This window comes from Mesonia phycicola, from assembly GCF_900141885.1.
Classification (GTDB): domain Bacteria; phylum Bacteroidota; class Bacteroidia; order Flavobacteriales; family Flavobacteriaceae; genus Mesonia; species Mesonia phycicola.
This window is the reverse complement of sequence record NZ_FQYY01000002.1, coordinates 37,860-56,829: the sequence shown is the minus strand read 5'-3', so window position 1 is coordinate 56,829 and position 18,970 is coordinate 37,860. Positions and strand designations below refer to the sequence as shown.

The following is an 18,970-nucleotide window of genomic DNA, read 5'->3' as shown; positions in this document are numbered from 1 at the left end:
TTTTTTTATAGGGTAAAAATGAATTTATACTAGTTGTAATGCATTTTCATATATTTCTTCATACAAAGGTACAATAGCATTGATATCAAATTTAGAGGCCATTTTTTTAGCATTTTCTTTAAATAATGCTAGCGTCTCTTTATCTTTTAAAATTTTAAGTCCGTTTTCGGCCATTTCTTCTACATCGCCTACATTACTTAAATAACCAGAATAACCTTGTTTATTTACTTCTGGTAAACCTCCTGTATTAGATGATATTACCGGTACTCCATTAATCATAGCCTCTAGAGCAGCTAAACCAAAACTTTCACTCTCTGATGGTAATAAAAACAAATCTGAAAAGCATAGAATCTTATTAATTTCATTGCTTTCTCCTAAAAATAAAACATTGCTAGATATGCCAAGCTCATTTACCAATTGTTTAGCTACACTTACTTCTGGCCCCTCACCTACCATAATTAGTTTTGCTTTTATTTTTTTCTGAATGTTGTAAAAAATCTTTACTACATCATCAATACGTTTTACTTTTCTAAAGTTACTAATGTGAGTTATAATTTTTTCTTCATCTGAAGCCATTAAACCACGCTGACAGTCAGTAAAAGGATTGTCTTGTTTAGAGATATCTATAAAATTAGGAATTACTTTAATATCTTTTTTAATATCAAACAATTTAAGAGTGTCTTCTTTTAAACTTTGAGAAACAGAGGTTACCACGTCACTTTTGTTGATACTAAAAGTAACTGCTGGTTTATAAAAAGGGTGATTACCCACTAAAGTAATATCTGTACCGTGCAAAGTAGTAACCATAGGAATATCTATGCCTTCTTCTCTCAACATTTTTTTTGCCATATATCCAGCATAAGCGTGAGGAATTGCGTAGTGTACGTGCAATACTTCTATTTGATGAAGTTTTACCATATCTACCAATTTACTAGAAAGTGCTAGCTCATAAGGTTGGTAGTGAAATAGAGGGTATTCAGGTACGTTAACCTCGTGATAATGAATGTTGTTGGATAGTTGTTCTAAGCGTACAGGTTGTTTGTAGGTAATAAAGTGTATTTCGTGACCTCTTTTAGAAAGAGCCATCCCTAATTCTGTAGCAACTACTCCACTTCCACCAAAAGTAGGGTAACAAACAATACCAATTTTCATATTATATATATTAAATAACTGTCAAAATACAGTCGGTAGTAATGCTTTAAAATTACATTTTTATTTTGGGAAAACAGGCTATTATTACGTTTAGCATTTTACGGATACTCAATAGCCTCATAAATAAGTCTTTGTATTTCTGTTCTTATGTTTTCTGAAATTAATTTTCTATTAGTAGCAAACGGGAAAGTTCTATTAGAAAGAAAAATATAAACTATTTCTTCTTCTGGGTCTGCCCAAGCAAATGTTCCTGTAAAACCACTATGACCAAAACTTGTCATAGAAACACATCCACAAGTAGGTCCAGCTTTTTCTAACTGAGGTTTATCAAAGCCTACACCTCTTCTTACCTCTTGGTCACAATAATAACAGGTATTAAATTTATCTATTGTTTCTGGTTCAAAATAATTAATACCGCCGTAATTACCTTTGTTTAAATACATTTGCATCATTTTAGCAACATCATTTGCGTTACTAAATATCCCTGCGTGACCGCCAATGCCGCCAAGCATAGCTGCACCTTGATCGTGTACTGTACCTTGAATTTTACTAAACCTCCAAGAATCATCTATTTCTGAAGGAGTAATTTGATCTTTATTAAAACTTTCTAAAGGAAGATATCCCATATGATTAGCACCTAAAGACTGATAAAATCTTTTTTGTGTAAGGTAATCTAAGGAAGCACTATAATATCTTTCTAAAAATTTTTTTAATAAATAATATGGTAAATCACTATATTTATATTCTTTCTTTTTTAGTAAATCACTATCAATAATTTTCTGATAAATAGAATCTTTATAATCTTTACGCATATAAAAATTTTCACTAACCGGTACATTAAATTCTTCAGACTTTTCTGATCTATAATATTTAGGTGAAGCGTGTGTACCATCTTCTGACATGGTAGCTGCGTAAAAAGGTATCCAAGCTTTTAAGCCTGCATAATGACTTAGCATGTCTTTTAAAGTGATATTTTCTTTATTACTACCTTTTGTAAATGGTAAAATTTCTTTTAGTCTAGTATTTAAATCTATTTTATTTTCTTGCTCTAACTCCATTACCAAAGGAAGCGTAGCCATAATTTTGGTTAGTGAAGCTAAATCGTAAATAGTAGAATCTGTAACTTTTAATAATTTATCATAGGTATGGTACCCGAAGTTTTTTTGATAAATAACTTTACCTTTTCTAGCAACTATCATTTGTAAACCCGGAGTCATTTCTTCATTTATTGCTAACTCTGCAATAGCATCTATTTTATGGAGTTTGGCAGAATTTACTCCCACACTTTCAGGATAGCCATAAGATAACCTATGTAAGCTTGGGGTTTTAAATTGAGTGCCAGAAGGAAAGTTTTCTCCTACACTTACAGGTAATTTACCTTTTGCGGGTAAAGCTCCAAAAATAATTTGAGCTGTTTTCTGCTGTGCCAAAATACTATTTTGGTATCCTATGACAATTCCTTCTAAATTGGTGGTAGATTGAATGTCTAATAAGGCGTAAGGTCTTGCAAATACGTTTAAAATAGTTTTATTAGTTCTTGCTATTTCGTGCAACCAAACAAGTTCTTTTTCTGTGAATTTATAAGATTTCCAAGGAGAAGCATTAGATTTATGGTAGCCTACAATTACTAAATTGTAAGATTTTAGTTGATAAAGTAAATCGCCTAAATTATCAGATTTTACGTGATCTACTTTAGCATATTTTTTAAGTTCTTGTAAAAAAGAAGTTTCAGTTAAGCTATCTCCTAAATTTACATAAGCTATTTTGTTGCTATATAAATCTTCAATAGGCAATATGGCTTTATCATTTTTAACAACAGTAATGGCATTTTCCATTAATTCTGCATATAGAATATCATTTCTAATACTATTTAAATCTTCAATTAAATAGTTAGTATCTACAGGTTGATAATTATTTAGCCCTACTTTGTATTTAGCAGCCAGTATTTTTTTTACAGAATGTGCTAGTCTCTCTTCTGTAATTTCATTTTCTAAATAAGCATCTTTAATTTTTTGGGCTGCTTTAGGTACGTTTTCAGAAATTAATAGAATATCGTTACCAGCAAGAAAAGCAGCTAAATCTATATCTCCAGGTTCATCATAATCTGCGGCACCTCTCATATTTAAAGCATCTGTAAAAACTAAACCTTTATAGTTTAATTTTTCTTGTAGTAAGCCTGTAACTATTGGTTTAGATAGTGAAGAAGGGAAATTTGTTCTAGGTTCTAAGGCAGGTACATTTAAATGCCCAATCATAATACTAGAAACATTTTTTTTAATAATTTTTTTAAAAGGATATAATTCTAAACTATCTAATCGGTGTTTGGTAAAATCTAAGGTAGGTAGAGATTTGTGAGAATCTATATCTGTATCTCCGTGTCCAGGAAAATGTTTTGCAGAAGAAAGAACCCCTTCACTATGCATGCCTTCCATAAAAGCGATGGCTTTTTGGGTTACATTTTCTTTATTTTCTCCAAAAGAACGATTGCCTATAATTGGATTTGCTGGGTTGTTATTGATGTCTACAACTGGTGCAAAATTTATATGCACCCCTAGTCTCTTGCAGTGTTTTGCAATTTGAGCTCCTGTTTTTTTAATTAAGTTATTATCTTCTATAGCACCTAACGTCATATTCCAAGGGAAAGCATAGGTAGAATCTAACCGCATTGCCAAACCCCATTCTGCATCCATCCCTATTAGTAGAGGTACGTTAGCTATTTCTTGGTATTCATTATTTAATTTAGCTTGACGCATTGGTCCTCCTTTAGAGAAGATAATACCACCAATGTAATTTTCTTTTATTAAGTTTTTAATCTTGTCTGTTTCTGCTTTGCTTTTACTAGAAAAGATATCTACCATAAATAATTGACCAATTTTTTGATCAATATTCATAGAATTATATGTACTATCTACCCAAGCTTTTTGAACTCTAAAATCTTCTGTTTTTAAGGGATTTTTTTGTTGAGCTAGTGCAGAAATAGATACAAAAAGAAAAAGATATAGTAGGGATTTGATAGTCATTTAACGAGAGGGAATATTTTTAGCGTTACTTTATGGGTAACGCTTTATTTAGCTTTAAAATTATGTAGTAATTAAAGAAAACGGTTATGCCAACTATCTTTAAGAGGCACTTCCCAATTGTGTGTAAACTCTTCTTTGTTATTTACTAAATTATTAAAAACTATAGTGTTTTCTGAAACAGATTTATTCTTAACAAGATTCTTAAAATCTGTAAGAGGTTTGTGTGCTAAATATTCGCCTTGTTTAAATGTGACATTCATTTTATCTAATAAAGTCACATTATATTTTTTTTCTAAAGATTGAATAAAATGAACACTAGCATCTATAGAACAACCACTTGCTGATGCTATTTCTTGGTCTAAACCAAAAACAATAAATCTATTGTATGGTATTTTATAACCAGCTTTTAGGCTAGACCCGTGAGCTGTCCAAGCAGTTAAAAAGGCTTCTATTTCTGAATTTATTTCTTGAAGTTCTTCTTCTTTAAAAGGTCTATTTGCTTGGTATATCCAGATTCGAGCTTCTGGAGGTAATTCTTTAAAATTAATCAACATAAAATCTAATTCTTCATCATTTATAAATCATCGGCATCTGCAATCATTTCCGCAACATCCATCACTTCAATTTGCCCTTCTTGATTTTTGCCTTTAACACCATCTGTCATCATTGTATTACAAAATGGACAACCTGCAGCAATTACTTCTGGTTTAGTTTCCATTGCTTGCTCTGTACGTAAAATATTAACGTCTTTATCTCCTTTTTCTGGCTCTTTAAACATTTGTCCGCCTCCTGCTCCACAACAAAGTCCGTTAGATTTGCACTTACGCATTTCTACTAATTCTACTTCTAGTTTTTTTAGTAAATCACGTGGTGCTTCATACTCGTTATTGGCTCTACCTAAATAGCAAGGATCGTGAAAAGTAATTCTCTTCCCTTTAAATTTACCACCTTCTACTTTTAATCTCCCTTCTTCTAAAAGGCTTTTTAAAAATTGAGTGTGGTGCATTACTTCGTAATTACCACCTAATTCTGGGTATTCATTTTTTATGGTATTGAAACAATGAGGACAAGCAGTTACAATTTTTTTAATTTCATAACTATTTAAAACTTCGATGTTAGTTACTGCTTGCATTTGAAAAAGAAATTCATTTCCGGAGCGTTTAGCAGGATCACCGGTACAACTTTCTTCTGTACCTAAAACTGCAAATTCTACTCCAGATTTATGCAGAAGTTTTACAAAAGCTTTAGTTATTTTTTTAGCTCTATCATCAAAACTACCAGCACAACCCACCCAAAATAAGACTTCTGGTTTTTTACCTTCTGCCATATACTCTGCCATTGTGGGTACTTTAATTGCTTCAGCCATAATTTATATTTTTATATTTAAAGAGTTTAGTCTTTAAACACTTCTATTTTCACACTTTTTTCTACTAAATCTGTAAACTTACCTTTGTAACGAGTAGCTTTTACTAAATGATTATCAATCCAATGGTAGTTTCCTCCTCTAGGTTTACCCATTAAAAGGCTATGGTATTTAAAACCATTTTCTTCTAACCAAGTTTCTGTAATTTCACGATGCTCTTCTGTTCTTGATGTAAAAAAGCAAATACGGTGACCTTTTTCAAACCATTTGTTTACTGTTTGCAATGCATCTGCAAAAGGTTTACAGGTTTTCATACGTTCTGGCTCCTCATTAGGTACATCTTCTGTTATTGTACCATCTATATCTATTAAGTAATTTTTTACTTCGTGAGGTAAAACAGGACTTATAAGTTCTCCGTTTTCAGATTTGTCTTTTAATAAGTTGTCTAGGTCTTTATTTTTATCTTCCAAAGCTATATTTTTTTAATTTTCGTTAACCCAATTTAATCTATCCATTTGGTTATATGGCCAAGGTGCTCCGTTATTTTCTATATTACCCATCGCAATATTTAACTCATTTGGAGCAGCACTTTGTTCCATTACCAAATATCTTCTCATATCTACAATAATAGATAATGGATCTATACCTATAGGGCAAGCCTCTACACAAGCGTTACAAGAGGTACAAGCCCAAAGTTCTTCTGTAGTTATATAATCGTGTAGTAATTGCTTACCATCGTCTTTAAATTCTTTATTGGCTTGGATGTTATCTCCTACTTCTTTTAAACGGTCACGCGTGTCCATCATTATTTTACGTGGAGATAATTTTTTTCCTGTTTGGTTTGCAGGACATTCTGAAGTACAACGCCCACACTCTGTACAAGTGTAAGAGTTTAATAATTGTACCCAGTTTAAATCTTGCACATCACTGGCTCCAAATTTTTCTGGCATATCTTCTTCTCCTTCACTTGTTTCAGGAGTAGCAAAAGGATCTGCCGAAGGATCCATCATAAGTTTTACCTCATTAGTTACAGCTTCTAGGTTATTAAGCTCTCCTTTTGGTTTTAAATTTGCAAAATATGTGTTAGGGAAAGCTAATAATATATGTAGATGTTTAGAATAGTATAAGTAATTTAAAAAGAATAAAATACCTACAATGTGTAACCACCAAGCTGTTCTCTCTAAAATGATTAATGCAGAAGTACTTAAACCATCTATTAAAGGAACTATATATTGACTGATAGGGAATGCTCCCATTATTCCTGCTTCATTTGCATAATGATCTGCTCCCAATGTTTGTAATTGAAAATCTGCAGCATTCATTAATAAAAATAAAGCCATTAACACCATTTCAAAATAAAGAATGTAATTGGCATCGTTTTTTGGCCAACCTGTCATTTCTTTAGACCAGAAACGTTTAATTTTTATAACATTTCTTCTTATCCAGAAAATAATTACACCTACTAACACTAAAAATGCTAAAACTTCAAATGCTGCAATTAATACATTATAAGTTGTACCTAAAAAAGAAAAAACACGATGTGTACCAAAAATACCATCTATTATAATTTCTAAAACTTCAATATTGATAATAATAAAACCAACGTAAACTACAATATGTAAAAAACCAGCAATAGGCCTTTTTACCATTTTAGATTGCCCTAATGCAACTCTAGCCATATTGGCAAAACGCTCTTTTGGGTGGTCTGTTCTATCAATAGATTTCCCTAATTTAATGTACTTGATAAGCTTTTGGATGTTTTTGGTAAAAAAACCAACACCCAAAATAAGAACGATAACAAATAAAATTTGAGATATCAATTGCATGTGTTTTTATTTTAAAGAATCTTTAGGCTTACTATATTCTCCATCTTTTTTGCCAAATACAGAGAAATGAACATATCTTTTTGGATTAAGTTTAATATCTTGAAGCAACTGCTCTAACTGTTTAGTAGCACGGTCTAGATTATTATATACTTTATCATCATTTAGTAATTTACCAGCGGTACCTTTACCATTGGTTAAATTATCTGAAATTTGTTTAAAATCGTTAATTACTCCTTCAAATTCACCTACTAATTTATTAATTTCTATTTTAGAAAGTGTGTCTGAAAAGGTGTTTAAATTAGATGAAAGTTCGTCTAAATTTGTGAAAGTTCTATTTAATTTTACTTCATTATTAACTAAAATACCATTTAAGTTTTCTGCAGTGTTTTTAAATGAAGTCATGGTTTCATTTAAACTAGCAATAGAACCTTTTATATTATCTCTTGTTTTAGGTTCTAAAATATCATTAATACCATTTATTAAACTATCTGCACTAACCACAGCGTTTTCAATTTTTTCTTGTAATGGCTTTAATCTATCGTTTACCAATTCAAGTAAACCTTCATCAATATCACCTTCTAAAGTATCTCCACTTTTAGCAGTTTCACCTTTATAATCAGGAATTATAGACATAGATTTACCACCTATTAAATCTCCTCCATAGATTTTAGCTTTACTATGTTTAGAAAAACTAAAATCGTTTTTCACATTCATCTCCACTAAAATTCTACCATTAGTGTCTAAAAAATCAATATTTGTAATGGTACCTACTTGTAAGCCATTAATTGTAACAGGAGAAGAAACAGCTAATCCCTCTACATCATTATAGACCGCAAAAAATGTTCTATTATTGTTTAATAGATTATTTCCTTTAAGAAAACTATAGCCAAAAACTAATAGTACAATGGCTACAATAGCTAGTAAAGCGGTTTTAACTTCGTTGGTTAATTTCAAAAGAATTATTTTATGTGGTTAGCAAATTTAAGGATTAAAAATAGAAAAGCAGTTTTATTTTGTCTTAGATTTTAACGCCTCATTAACGCTGATTTTCTTCTCTCCTTTAAAAGCAATAATATAACATTTTTTATAACCAGCATCAATAGCTTCTTTTTGCTTTTCTTGAATTAGTAAATAATCAGAGGTGTTACCGTAATAATATTTATATAAACTTCCTTCCTTTTTTCGAGAAACCCCATTTAATCCTTTAAAATTATAAGATTTGGTTTCAATTGCAGTAGAACCTGCGGCTAATTGAACTTTAAATACAATGTCATTATAAATATCTGTGTTTTTTGTTACAGAAGATGTGTTGGTGGTGTTTGTATCTGTATTTACTACTTCTATAGAGTGTAAATTAATACTGTTTTTATAGTTAACTATTCCCTCAACAATTGCAGAGGCCATTTTTAATTGTCCTGTACTTGAGTTTAAATATTTGCCTTCAGTACTATTGGTTAAAAATCCAGTTTCAACCAACACACTAGGCATATAAGTTTTTCTTAAAACAAGAAAACCTGCTTGTTTTACCCCTCTATCTTTTCTCTTTAATTTATTGGTAAATTGTTTTTGCACATAATCTGAAAGTAAAATACTTTGGTCTAAATATTCTTCTTGCATTAATGTCATACCTATATAAGATGCTGGTGAATTTGGGTCAAAACCACCATAGGTAACCTCATAATCATCTTCTAGTGTTATTACAGAGTTTTCTTTCATAGCTATTTTAAGGTTATCTGCATTTCTATGTAAACCTAATACAAAAGTTTCTGTACCATAAGCACTAGTAGAGCTTGCTGCATTACAGTGTACACTTACAAATAAATCTGCTTTAGCATCGTTAGCAATTTCTGCTCTTTTATCTAAAGTTACAAATACATCTGTTTTACGTGTGTAAACAACTTTTATATCTTGATGCTTCTCTAACTCTTTTCCTACTTTTAAAATTATTTTTAAGGCAATGTCTTTTTCTTTGTAACCATTACCTCGGTTACCTGGATCTTTCCCTCCGTGACCAGCATCTAAAACCACTACAAACTTTTCTGTAGGTGGTAAAGTATGAGCAAATACTGAAATATTAAATGCTATTAAACTTATAAATGCAATAAAAAGAAACTTATACGTTTTCATAATGAAATAGTTAGTGGTCTTATTTTTTGATAAATTTTCGATTTTACAAAATAGTATGTTAACCTTCAAAAAATATATGTAATTTTGGGTTTTCAAAAAGTAAGCCAAACAATACAAAAATAGAACTATTAGCATTGCAAGCAAACTTAAAATACATAGTTTTTGTCTATTTTCTACCCTTATTTTACTTTGGCGGTCTAATAGCTCAAGAAAGAGATAGTTTAACTCCAGCTCAAGTAGAGTTTAAAACCCCTCAAATGATTCCAGTAAGTGATACTACTGAGTTGAATTTTGCAGAAAATAAAATTATTGAGCTAGATACAGTAAGCTTAGATACCATTAAACCTAAAAAAGAAAGTTTTTTAACCGATAATATTGTCTCTACAGCAAAAGACTACATTCGGTTTGATAGAACCAACGGAAGAGCTTACTTATATAACCAAGGGAAAATTGTTTACGGTGATATTACCATTGAAGCTGGTTTAATTATTTTAGATAATACTAAAAAAGAGGTTTATGCCTTTGGTATAAAAGATACCAGTGGCACTTATACCCAAAAACCAGTTTTTACTCAAGGGCAAAATGTGGTGGAGCCAGACAGTATTAGGTTTAATTTTGAAACAGAAAAAGCGTTAGTTTACAATTCTAGAACAGATCAAGGAGCCTTTAAAGTAAAAGGCGAAGTTACTAAAAGGCAAAATGACTCTGTTTATTACATGCAAAACGTAAAGTTTACTACTTCTGAAGACGTAGACAATCCTGAATATTATTTTTATGCTAGAAAAATAAAAATGGTACCAGATAAAAAGATTGTTACCGGTTTTGTAAATATGTACATTGCAGATGTCCCTACTCCACTAGGGCTTCCTTTTGGTTACTTTCCTTTAACAGAAGAACGAGCTTCTGGTTTTATTATTCCTTCTTTTGGAGATAATAACCAAAGAGGGTATTTTTTACAAAACGGAGGTTATTACTTTAATATAAGTGATTATTTTGATTTGGCTACTTTGGGTAGTTACTACACCAATGGTAGTTATGATTTTAGGTTAGAGTCTAATTATAAAGTTAGATATAAATTTAGTGGTAATTTTAATTTTAGATATGAAAAATTACTAACTAGTGAACCTGGTTTTCCAGATTATGCAGAAAGTTCTATTTATAATATTACTTGGAGCCATTCACAAGATGGTAATGCAAATCCTAATTCTAGGTTCTCAGCATCTGTAAATTTAGGAAGTAGCGAATATTACCAACAAACCATTAACCAGACCAATACTGGTAATTTTTTAAATAACACTTTAAACTCATCTGTATCTTACAATAAAACTTTTCAGGGAGAACCAGAAGTAAATTTAACTATCGCCGCTACCCATAGTCAAAATAGTAACACAGGAGATATTAGCATGACGCTTCCCACAGTGCAAGCAAGCATGGGAAGAGTTTATCCTTTTGAGCCTAAAACAGGTTCTAAGAGCGGAATTATAGAAAATATTAATTTTCAATATACAGTTAGAGGAGAAAATAATTTTGATACAAACGATTCTATATTTTTTAAACCAGAAATGTTTAGAGACGTAGAAAGTGGTATTCAGCACAGTATTCCTATTAATACCAACTTCAAATTATTTAATTATTTTAGTGTTAGCGCTGGTACTTCATTTGAAGAAAACTGGGTTTTTAAAACCTACGAAAGGTCTTATGATGAAACTGCTCAAGAAGTAGTAATAGATACTGTTAATGGTTTTGAATCTTATAGAACTTATAATTTTAGTACTAGTATTGGTACTACTATTTACGGAATTTTTAACTTCGGAAAAGATAAAAAAATTCAAGCTATTAGGCATACGGTAAGACCAAGTTTAAGTTATTCTACTAATCCAGCTTTTGATCAGTATTACGACTCATACGTGATACCAGCCTCTACAGGTATAGAAGAAGAAGTGGTAGAATATTCTAAATTTCAAGGTACCTTATACGGCGCACCTAGTAATAGTTACTCTAGTAGTATAGGGTTTAGTGTGACCAATGATTTTGAAGCCAAAATAAAATCTAAAGATACATTAGCAGAAGAACCAGAAACAAGAAAATTACTAAGTAACCTATCGTTTAGTTCTTCTTATGATTTAGCAGCAGACACTTTAGCCTTATCTCCTATTCAAGTTAGAGGTACTCTGCCCCTGTTTAAAGAAAAAGTAAATATAAACTTTAGTGCAGCATTAGATCCTTATGCATTAGATAATAGTAACTCTAGAATTGACGAGTGGAATATTAATAATGGAGGTAGTTTATTTAGATTAACCAATGGTAATGTGAGTTTTGGTTACTCTTTTTCTAGTGATGATTTTTCTAAAGATAAAAGCAAAGACGATAAAAAAGGGGAAGATAGTGATACCTTTAGGCAAGGTGGTAGAACTGATGATTTGTTTGGTAAAGGGATGAATTATGATGGTACTTTTGAAGATGAAGAAGAAAAACCAGATGATGAAGAAGTAGATAATGAAAATTACAATTATAAAATTCCTTGGGATTTAACCTTATCTTACACCATGACTTATGCTAATGCAGCAAGACAAAACGAAATTTCATCTCATTCATTAATGTTTTCAGGAAATGTAGATTTATCACCACGCTGGTCTGTAGGTGCTTCTTCTGGTTTTGATTTAAAAGATAAAGGTTTTACATATACTCAATTAAGGTTTCAGAGAGATTTAGAAAGCTGGCGTATGAGCTTTAACTGGACACCATTTGGTACTAGAGAATCTTGGTATTTCTTTATAGGAATTAAAGCAAGTGTACTTAGTGATGTTAAGTACGATAAAAACAGAGAAAGAGATAGAAGTTTATAAAAACCATATTTTATGAAAAAAATAATCACTACTAGTAATGCTCCTGCTCCAATTGGTCCGTATAACCAAGCTGTTTTAACCGGTAATATGCTATATACTTCTGGGCAAATTGCAATAGACCCTAAAACTAATGAGCTTTTTAAAGGATCTTTAGAAGATGAAACAACCTTGGTAATGAAAAACCTAGAAGCAATCTTAAATGAAGCAGGAATGACTTTTGAGAACGTTATAAAAACTTCTATTTTTATAAGTGATATGAATAATTTTGCTGTTATTAATAAAATTTATGGCAAATATTTTAATGAAGACACAGCTCCTGCTAGAGAAACAGTAGAAGTTGCTAACTTACCAAAGTTTGTAAATGTAGAAATTAGTGCAATTGCAATTAAAGATATTTAATTCTACATCTTTTTATTACTTTTAGCAACCAAATTACATATTCATGTTGCTATCCACATTAGACTGGCTATTTATTATAGCCTTTTTTTTAATCAGCTTACTTGTAGGAATTTTAGTTGCTAGACGCAGCGGTAAATCTTCTCAAAACTTTTTTCTTTCTGGCAGAAATATGCCTTGGTGGTTATTAGGTGTATCTATGGTGGCTACTACTTTTGCTGCAGATACGCCAGGGTTAGTTGCTGGTATTGTAAGAAAAGATGGAGTTTACGGAAATTGGATTTGGTGGAGCTTTCTTTTAACAGGAATGTTGACCGTATTTTTTTATGCAAAACTCTGGAGAAAAAGTAATATCACTACAGATTTAGAATTTTATGAGCTAAGGTATAGTGGTAAAAGTGCTGCCTTTTTAAGAGGCTTTAGAGCAATTTACCTTGGGGTATTTTTTAACGTAGTAATTATGGCTACGGTCTGTTTAGCTGCTATAAAAATTGGGCACGTAATGTTTGGTTTTTCTGAAGCAGAAACATTAATTATAGCTTCTATAGTAACGGTTACTTACTCTATGCTTGGTGGTTTACAAGGGGTATTAATAACAGACTTTATCCAATTTATTATTGCAATGATTGGTAGTATTTGGGCTAGTATTTATATAGTCAATTTGCCAGAAATTGGCGGTTTAGAAAATTTACTTTTACATCCAGAAGTATCTAGTAATACTAATTTATTTCCAGATTTTTCTCAACCAGAAGTTTTTATACCATTATTAATAATTCCGTTGGCAGTACAATGGTGGAGTGTTTGGTATCCGGGGTCAGAGCCTGGTGGTGGTGGTTATATTGCACAACGAATGTTAGCCGCTAAAAATGAAAAGCATGCAGTTTGGGCCACCTTATTTTTTAATATTTCACATTACGCACTTAGACCTTGGCCTTGGATTATTATAGGTTTAGCTTCTATAATTATATTTCCAGATTTGGCTAGTTTACAAAAAGCTTTTCCAGATTTGGGAGCTTCTTTTGTAAAAGATGATCTCTCCTACCCTGCGATGCTTACTTATTTACCTGCTGGTTTATTAGGAATAGTAATTACCTCTTTAATTGCTGCTTTTATGAGTACTATTTCTACACATTTAAATTGGGGAAGTAGTTATGTGGTAAATGATTTTTATGCAAGATTTGTTAACCCAAAGGCTTCAGAAAAATCAAAAGTATTAGTTGGTAGAGTTTCTACTTTAATTATGATGATAGCAGCAGGCTTTTTATCTCTTGTATTAGAAGAAGCAAGAGATGCTTTTAATTTATTACTACAAATTGGCGCAGGTACTGGTTTATTATTTATTTTAAGGTGGTTTTGGTTAAGAATTAATCCGTATAGTGAAATTGCAGCAATGGCGGTTTCATTTGTATTAGCAATACTTCTTTTTTTAAATAATAAAATGGACCAACCAATTATTAATTGGGAGTCTCATTGGCAATTAGTGTTTGGAGTGGTAATAACAACCATAGTTTGGGTAGTGGTTACTTTATTAACTAAGCCAAGTGATAAAGAAACACTTCAGAAATTTGAAAATTTAGTATTTGATAAACAAGGTAAATTTCATCATTTTAACTATAAAATTGGTGCTTTTTTTACGGGAGTTATAGGTATTTACGCTATTTTATTTGGTACAGGCTTTTATATTTATTCAGATTATTTTTCTGCTATCATAGCATTTGTACTTGCTATATTTTGCACTTTCTTTATCTGGAAAAATTGGAATAAAATTGTTTAAAAATTTATTTTGAAGGAAATTTAATATAATCTGGAGCTAAAGATTTTTCTTGATTATTTTTTTTAATTTCTTTTGGTACTTCTTGTAGTTCAATTTCTTTATTTAATATTTTGTAAATTAACTCTTTAAAAGTATCAAAATCTACTGCGTAAGAAAGTCCTACTCCTTGTGTGTAACCAAGATCTTCCCCAATGTATTGAATGTTATTTTCCCTGTTAAATAGGTTAGCACGTAAGGTTCCGTCTTCATTAAGCAACATTTCTACCTCTACATTTCCTGCTATAACATTTTGAGTGGTTCCGCCTATGGGTACCCCTACTTGTCCATTAATTAATATACGCTCACTAATTTGGGTAGATAAAGTTACTCCAAAAGTATCTGCTGTATCTTGATCTGGAGTACTATCCCCCTGTACATAATTAATACCTACTTTAAACTTACCTTCATCATCTGCAAAAATATCATCAAATAAACCAGAAGCTCTTTCTGCAATTAAATTTCCAGGAGCGCTTTGCCCTACTGTATATTGGCTATAAAAACTACCTTGTGTAATTAACGATAATGCTTGTAGTTCTGTATTTTCACGATCACTAATTCTATATTCTAATTCAGATTTTACCACCGAGCTTAAATTAGGGTATTCTAAGTTAAAGGTTAAGTTGGTAGAAGTTAATTCTCCTGTTAAATCAATATACACTTCAATAGGTATATTTCTATTAATAGTTGGGTTTTCTAATAATATAGCAGGGTTTGCTTCTGCTTTATAGAGAGCTCTTACATTTAAATCTGCCTTAGTTGGGCTACCATCCCAAGTAATATTTCCGCCAGGTACTACTTCAAACTCTTTTTGTACTAATCCGGCGTATTTAAAATTGTAAATACCATCATACACCACAAAATCTCCCCACATATTAAATTTACCATTAGTATTAATTTCAATTAGCAAGGTACCTGCACCACTCCCTCTTAAACTGCTTCCGCTAGTTTGGTCTACTACAATTTCTACTTCAGCATCATTAGTAACATCTAATTCAAAATTAAGCTCTAAACCTTTTACGTCTTTTATTTTAATTTCTTTACCTTGTTGTCTAGCTAATTTTTCTTCTGCAGTTAAAAAATAAATAAAAGAGTTATCACCAATACTTTCTGTATCACTAAGCGGAATTTTAAAAATGGTTCCTTTCTTTGTGGCTGCGTTTACATTGATAACTAATTCTTCTGTTGGGCCAGATATATTTGCACTACCAGCAATAAAACCAGTACCATAGTAAAGGGCGTCTTCTGTATATTCTGTATCTAAAACAGCTAATTTTTCTGGAGCTATGATGTCTAAATCCATACTCCAATGAGAGAAGAATTTATGAGATATGGTACCGTTAACCACCCCTTTTGTTTTGTATTTAGTGTCTGTAACATCTACATTATTAAATAGAAAATCTTGATTGGTTAAATCTACCACCGCATTTTCTTGTAAGTCTAAATCTATATTTAAATACGGAATTTTTAATCCAGCATTACTTAAAGTTAGCCTACCAGTCATATCTGGATTTCTATAATCTCCTGTGATTTTAGCATTACCGTAAGCCAAACCTCTTATGTCTGAAATTACGTCTGCCCCCAAAGCACTAAATGCATTTAATTTAAAACTATCTAGATTTACATTTAAATTGATATTAGGGTTATTTTCGCTAACATTTATATCTCCTCTAGCGGTTAAAAAATCATATTGTTGATCTCCAAGTATTGCTTTTACTTTATACTGTGTTAAATCATCATTCCCTTTAATTTTTAAATTTAAATTACCATAAGTAACGTCGTTTACAGCTATACTGTCTATGGTAAGAGAAGAAGCTGGGTAATAAACTCCGTTTTCTTGATAAAAATCTAATTTACCATTTACAGTACCTTTTAAATCTAAACTATCTATATCTGGAGTAATTTTAGCAAGATCTACTCTATCAAAATTAATTTTAAAATTCTTGTAGGTAGAGTCTTTTGCCTCTCCCGTTAAACTTATTAATTCCTCTTTATGGTTAAAAGTTAAAGTATCTATTTTGAAGCTACTCAAATCTTTTTCAAAAACAATTTTTTGAGACTTGGTATTGTCTCTATTTATATACCACTCACTTTCTTTAAATTTTACGTTAGATTTTCTTAAACCTATTACAGATTTTTGATCTTTATTAATGGTATGATAAAGGCTAAAGTTAAAATCATCATTATTGTTTTTACCTCCTTTAAATTCTGATCTGATAAATAACGTATCGTTAAGTGTTACGTTAATTAAGTTAAAATCTGATGCATTATAATATTTTGTAGCAACACTATCTATTTCTACATAAGTATTAAAAAGCGGATTGGTATTATCTATTTGAAGGTTTACTTTTTCAAACATATTTTCAAATACATTTATTTGCGGAGATTTAAAGGTTAATTTAAAGTCAGATTCTTCAGACTCTACACTTCCTTTTATAAATGTATTAGGTGCTAATTCTATTTCAGGAAAAAATACTTCTACTATTTTATTATAGACATCAAAATTAAAGTCTAAATATTGATTTTTTTTAATTGGTATAGGTTGGTAATTGGTATATAAACTACCAATTGCATTTTGAAACAAAGCAGGTACCTGTTCTATATTAAAAATACCTTCTACTTCACCATTAATAACGTCTGGAGAGTTAATGGTGATATTTCTTATTTGATTATTGAAAGAAGAATTTAGTTTTAACTCTTCAAACTCAAACAATTCATCTTGATTTTTATAAGAAAAATTTTGCAGAAAAACCTCTCCTTTAGCATCGTTTAAATTATTGCCTTCAATATTCATAACAATGTCTCCTTTCACAATTGAGATACTATCGCGCTCAACAAATTTTAAAGCGTGTAAATCTGCATAAGTTACTTTGGCTCTAAAATCGTAAATATTAGTTGTTTGAGAAACATCTGCTAGTCCATTAAATTCAAATTGAAAATTAGGGTCTTTGCTAACTAATTTACCATTAAAGATTGGGTTGTCTAAAACACCTAAAACTTTTATATTTTTATAAGTATAACCATTAAACCTTAATCTGCTAATGTTACCATCTAGTTGAGTATTAATGGTTTCTTGAGTAAAACCGATACCATCTATATTAAAATCAAAAGTTGCAAAGCCTAAAGAAGAATTACCTAATAATTTACCTAAATTAAATTTATTGAATTGTACATTCCCCTTATATTTTGCGAAGTCAGAATCGTTTAAATCATTTAATTGTAAATTTAAAGAAGCATCACCTAATTGTGATATAATATTAGAGTTAGTGGTAACACTTGTAGGTGTAGCGCTTAAATAACCTATAAGTTTTACACTTCCTATCTCTCTAAGTTTTGTAGGTAATGTATTTTTTAAAATATTTGGTAGCAAGTTTACTAAATCATAATAATTTGTAGAAAACTCATTAAAATTACCTTCTACTTTAAATGTTTTATTTTGATCTATTAAATCTTTGAATTTTAAATTTCCGTTAATAACGGTACGATCCATACCATATAATTTCCAGTTTGTTAATTCAAAATCATTTAATTTCCCGGCAAATAGACCTTCAAAAGTAATATTTTCTGTAGACCCAAATTCTGTATATAATTTTTTTAAATCTTTAGTATTAACCGTAGAAGAAGAAAAATCTGCAGTGATTATCACATTATTCTCAAAATCTGCCAAACCTCCTTCTTCATAATCAAAACGTATATCAGAATTTAATTTTGAATCTGGCGTTTCTAATACCAAATCTTCAAATATCATATTCTCTTCTGTATACTTAAATTTTGTTTTTAAATTCTGAATTTTAATGCCTCTGCTCTCTTCTGCTTTAATACTTTCTATATCTACAGTAACATCGGTGCCATCTACCACCAAATTAGCAGCATTTATATTTAAATCATTAAAAAATAGAATATCTGGAGTGTCTAAATTTTCATCTACATAACTTAATTCACTATTGTAAGTAATAATATGGTTTATGGTTAAAACAAAATTTTCTTCAGACTTAGCACCAGTTTTAAATTGATCTGCAAAAAGTGATAGATTATCTTTTTCTTCACCTTTATAGTGTTTAATCTTTAGTTTTAATTTATTGGCGGTTAAGTCTCCAAAATCTAAATGAGTACCAGATAATATAGCAGGTACATTAATTAAAGAAGTATTAATTTCTTGAGCGCTTATTAGGCTATCTTGGTGATGGTCTGCAATATAAACCTCTTCTAAAACAACCTTACCATTATAAGAAATACTTAGAGCCTTTACATTAATATGAGTACCGTAAGTTTCATTTAAAGATGTGGTAACTTTATTAGCTACATAGGTTTGTACTGCCGGTATAGAAAATACCAGAACCACCACAATAAAAAACAGTAGAATAGCTACTACAATTCTACCTAATATTTTAAAAAACTTTTTAATAGTTTGTTTGTTTAAGTGTCTAGTT

The 18,970-nt window shown here is 30.6% G+C and carries 12 protein-coding genes; 3 read left to right on the top strand and 9 right to left on the bottom strand.

Translation table 11 applies throughout. From position 1 onward, the window contains the following. Window positions 1-24: 24 nt before the first annotated feature. From bshA to BUC03_RS02945, 8 genes are all read right to left on the bottom strand, one after another. Window positions 25-1,152 carry an N-acetyl-alpha-D-glucosaminyl L-malate synthase BshA gene (bshA, locus tag BUC03_RS02980; protein ID WP_073148113.1) on the bottom strand — a complete coding sequence of 376 codons (1,128 nt, stop codon included), beginning with the start codon at window positions 1,150-1,152 and terminating at the stop codon, window positions 25-27. 98 nt (window positions 1,153-1,250) lie between these two features. Then, entirely contained in the window at window positions 1,251-4,172 is a 2,922-nt protein-coding gene (locus BUC03_RS02975; RefSeq protein ID WP_073148111.1) for a serine hydrolase domain-containing protein, read from the bottom strand. Window positions 4,173-4,243: 71 nt separating this feature from the next. Beyond that, a complete protein-coding gene (locus BUC03_RS02970; RefSeq protein WP_073148109.1) occupies window positions 4,244-4,726 on the bottom strand; it encodes an ABC transporter ATPase in 483 nt (160 codons plus the stop codon). 20 nt (window positions 4,727-4,746) lie between these two features. Further along, entirely contained in the window at window positions 4,747-5,538 is a 792-nt protein-coding gene (locus tag BUC03_RS02965) for a (Fe-S)-binding protein (RefSeq protein WP_073148107.1), read from the bottom strand. Between the two features lie 26 nt (window positions 5,539-5,564). Next, window positions 5,565-6,005, bottom strand: a complete 441-nt coding sequence (locus BUC03_RS02960) for an LNS2 domain-containing protein (RefSeq protein WP_073148105.1) — start codon at window positions 6,003-6,005, stop codon at window positions 5,565-5,567. A 12-nt stretch (window positions 6,006-6,017) separates the two neighbouring features. After that, a complete protein-coding gene (locus BUC03_RS02955; RefSeq protein ID WP_073148103.1) occupies window positions 6,018-7,361 on the bottom strand; it encodes a 4Fe-4S dicluster domain-containing protein in 1,344 nt (447 codons plus the stop codon). Window positions 7,362-7,367: 6 nt separating this feature from the next. Further along, a complete protein-coding gene (locus BUC03_RS02950; RefSeq protein WP_073148101.1) occupies window positions 7,368-8,315 on the bottom strand; it encodes an MlaD family protein in 948 nt (315 codons plus the stop codon). A gap of 54 nt (window positions 8,316-8,369) precedes the next feature. Next, window positions 8,370-9,488: an N-acetylmuramoyl-L-alanine amidase family protein gene (locus BUC03_RS02945; protein ID WP_073148099.1), complete on the bottom strand. Its 1,119-nt coding sequence runs from the start codon at window positions 9,486-9,488 to the stop codon at window positions 8,370-8,372. A gap of 134 nt (window positions 9,489-9,622) precedes the next feature. Here BUC03_RS02945 and BUC03_RS02940 point away from each other — a divergent pair, with 134 nt between their 5' ends. From BUC03_RS02940 to BUC03_RS02930, 3 genes are read left to right on the top strand one after another with little or no spacing between them, the layout of a single operon-like run. Further along, window positions 9,623-12,334, top strand: coding sequence for a putative LPS assembly protein LptD (locus BUC03_RS02940; RefSeq protein ID WP_073148097.1), 2,712 nt, complete (start codon window positions 9,623-9,625; stop codon window positions 12,332-12,334). Between the two features lie 12 nt (window positions 12,335-12,346). Continuing rightward, window positions 12,347-12,733 carry a RidA family protein gene (locus tag BUC03_RS02935; RefSeq protein WP_073148095.1) on the top strand — a complete coding sequence of 129 codons (387 nt, stop codon included), beginning with the start codon at window positions 12,347-12,349 and terminating at the stop codon, window positions 12,731-12,733. Window positions 12,734-12,776: 43 nt separating this feature from the next. Continuing rightward, window positions 12,777-14,504 (top strand): sodium:solute symporter family protein, encoded by a 1,728-nt coding sequence (locus tag BUC03_RS02930; RefSeq protein ID WP_073148093.1) that lies wholly within the window; start codon window positions 12,777-12,779, stop codon window positions 14,502-14,504. Window positions 14,505-14,508: 4 nt separating this feature from the next. Here BUC03_RS02930 and BUC03_RS02925 read toward each other — a convergent pair whose 3' ends face one another. After that, window positions 14,509-18,885, bottom strand: a complete 4,377-nt coding sequence (locus BUC03_RS02925; protein ID WP_234971592.1) for a translocation/assembly module TamB domain-containing protein — start codon at window positions 18,883-18,885, stop codon at window positions 14,509-14,511. Between the last annotated feature and the right edge of the window lie 85 nt (window positions 18,886-18,970).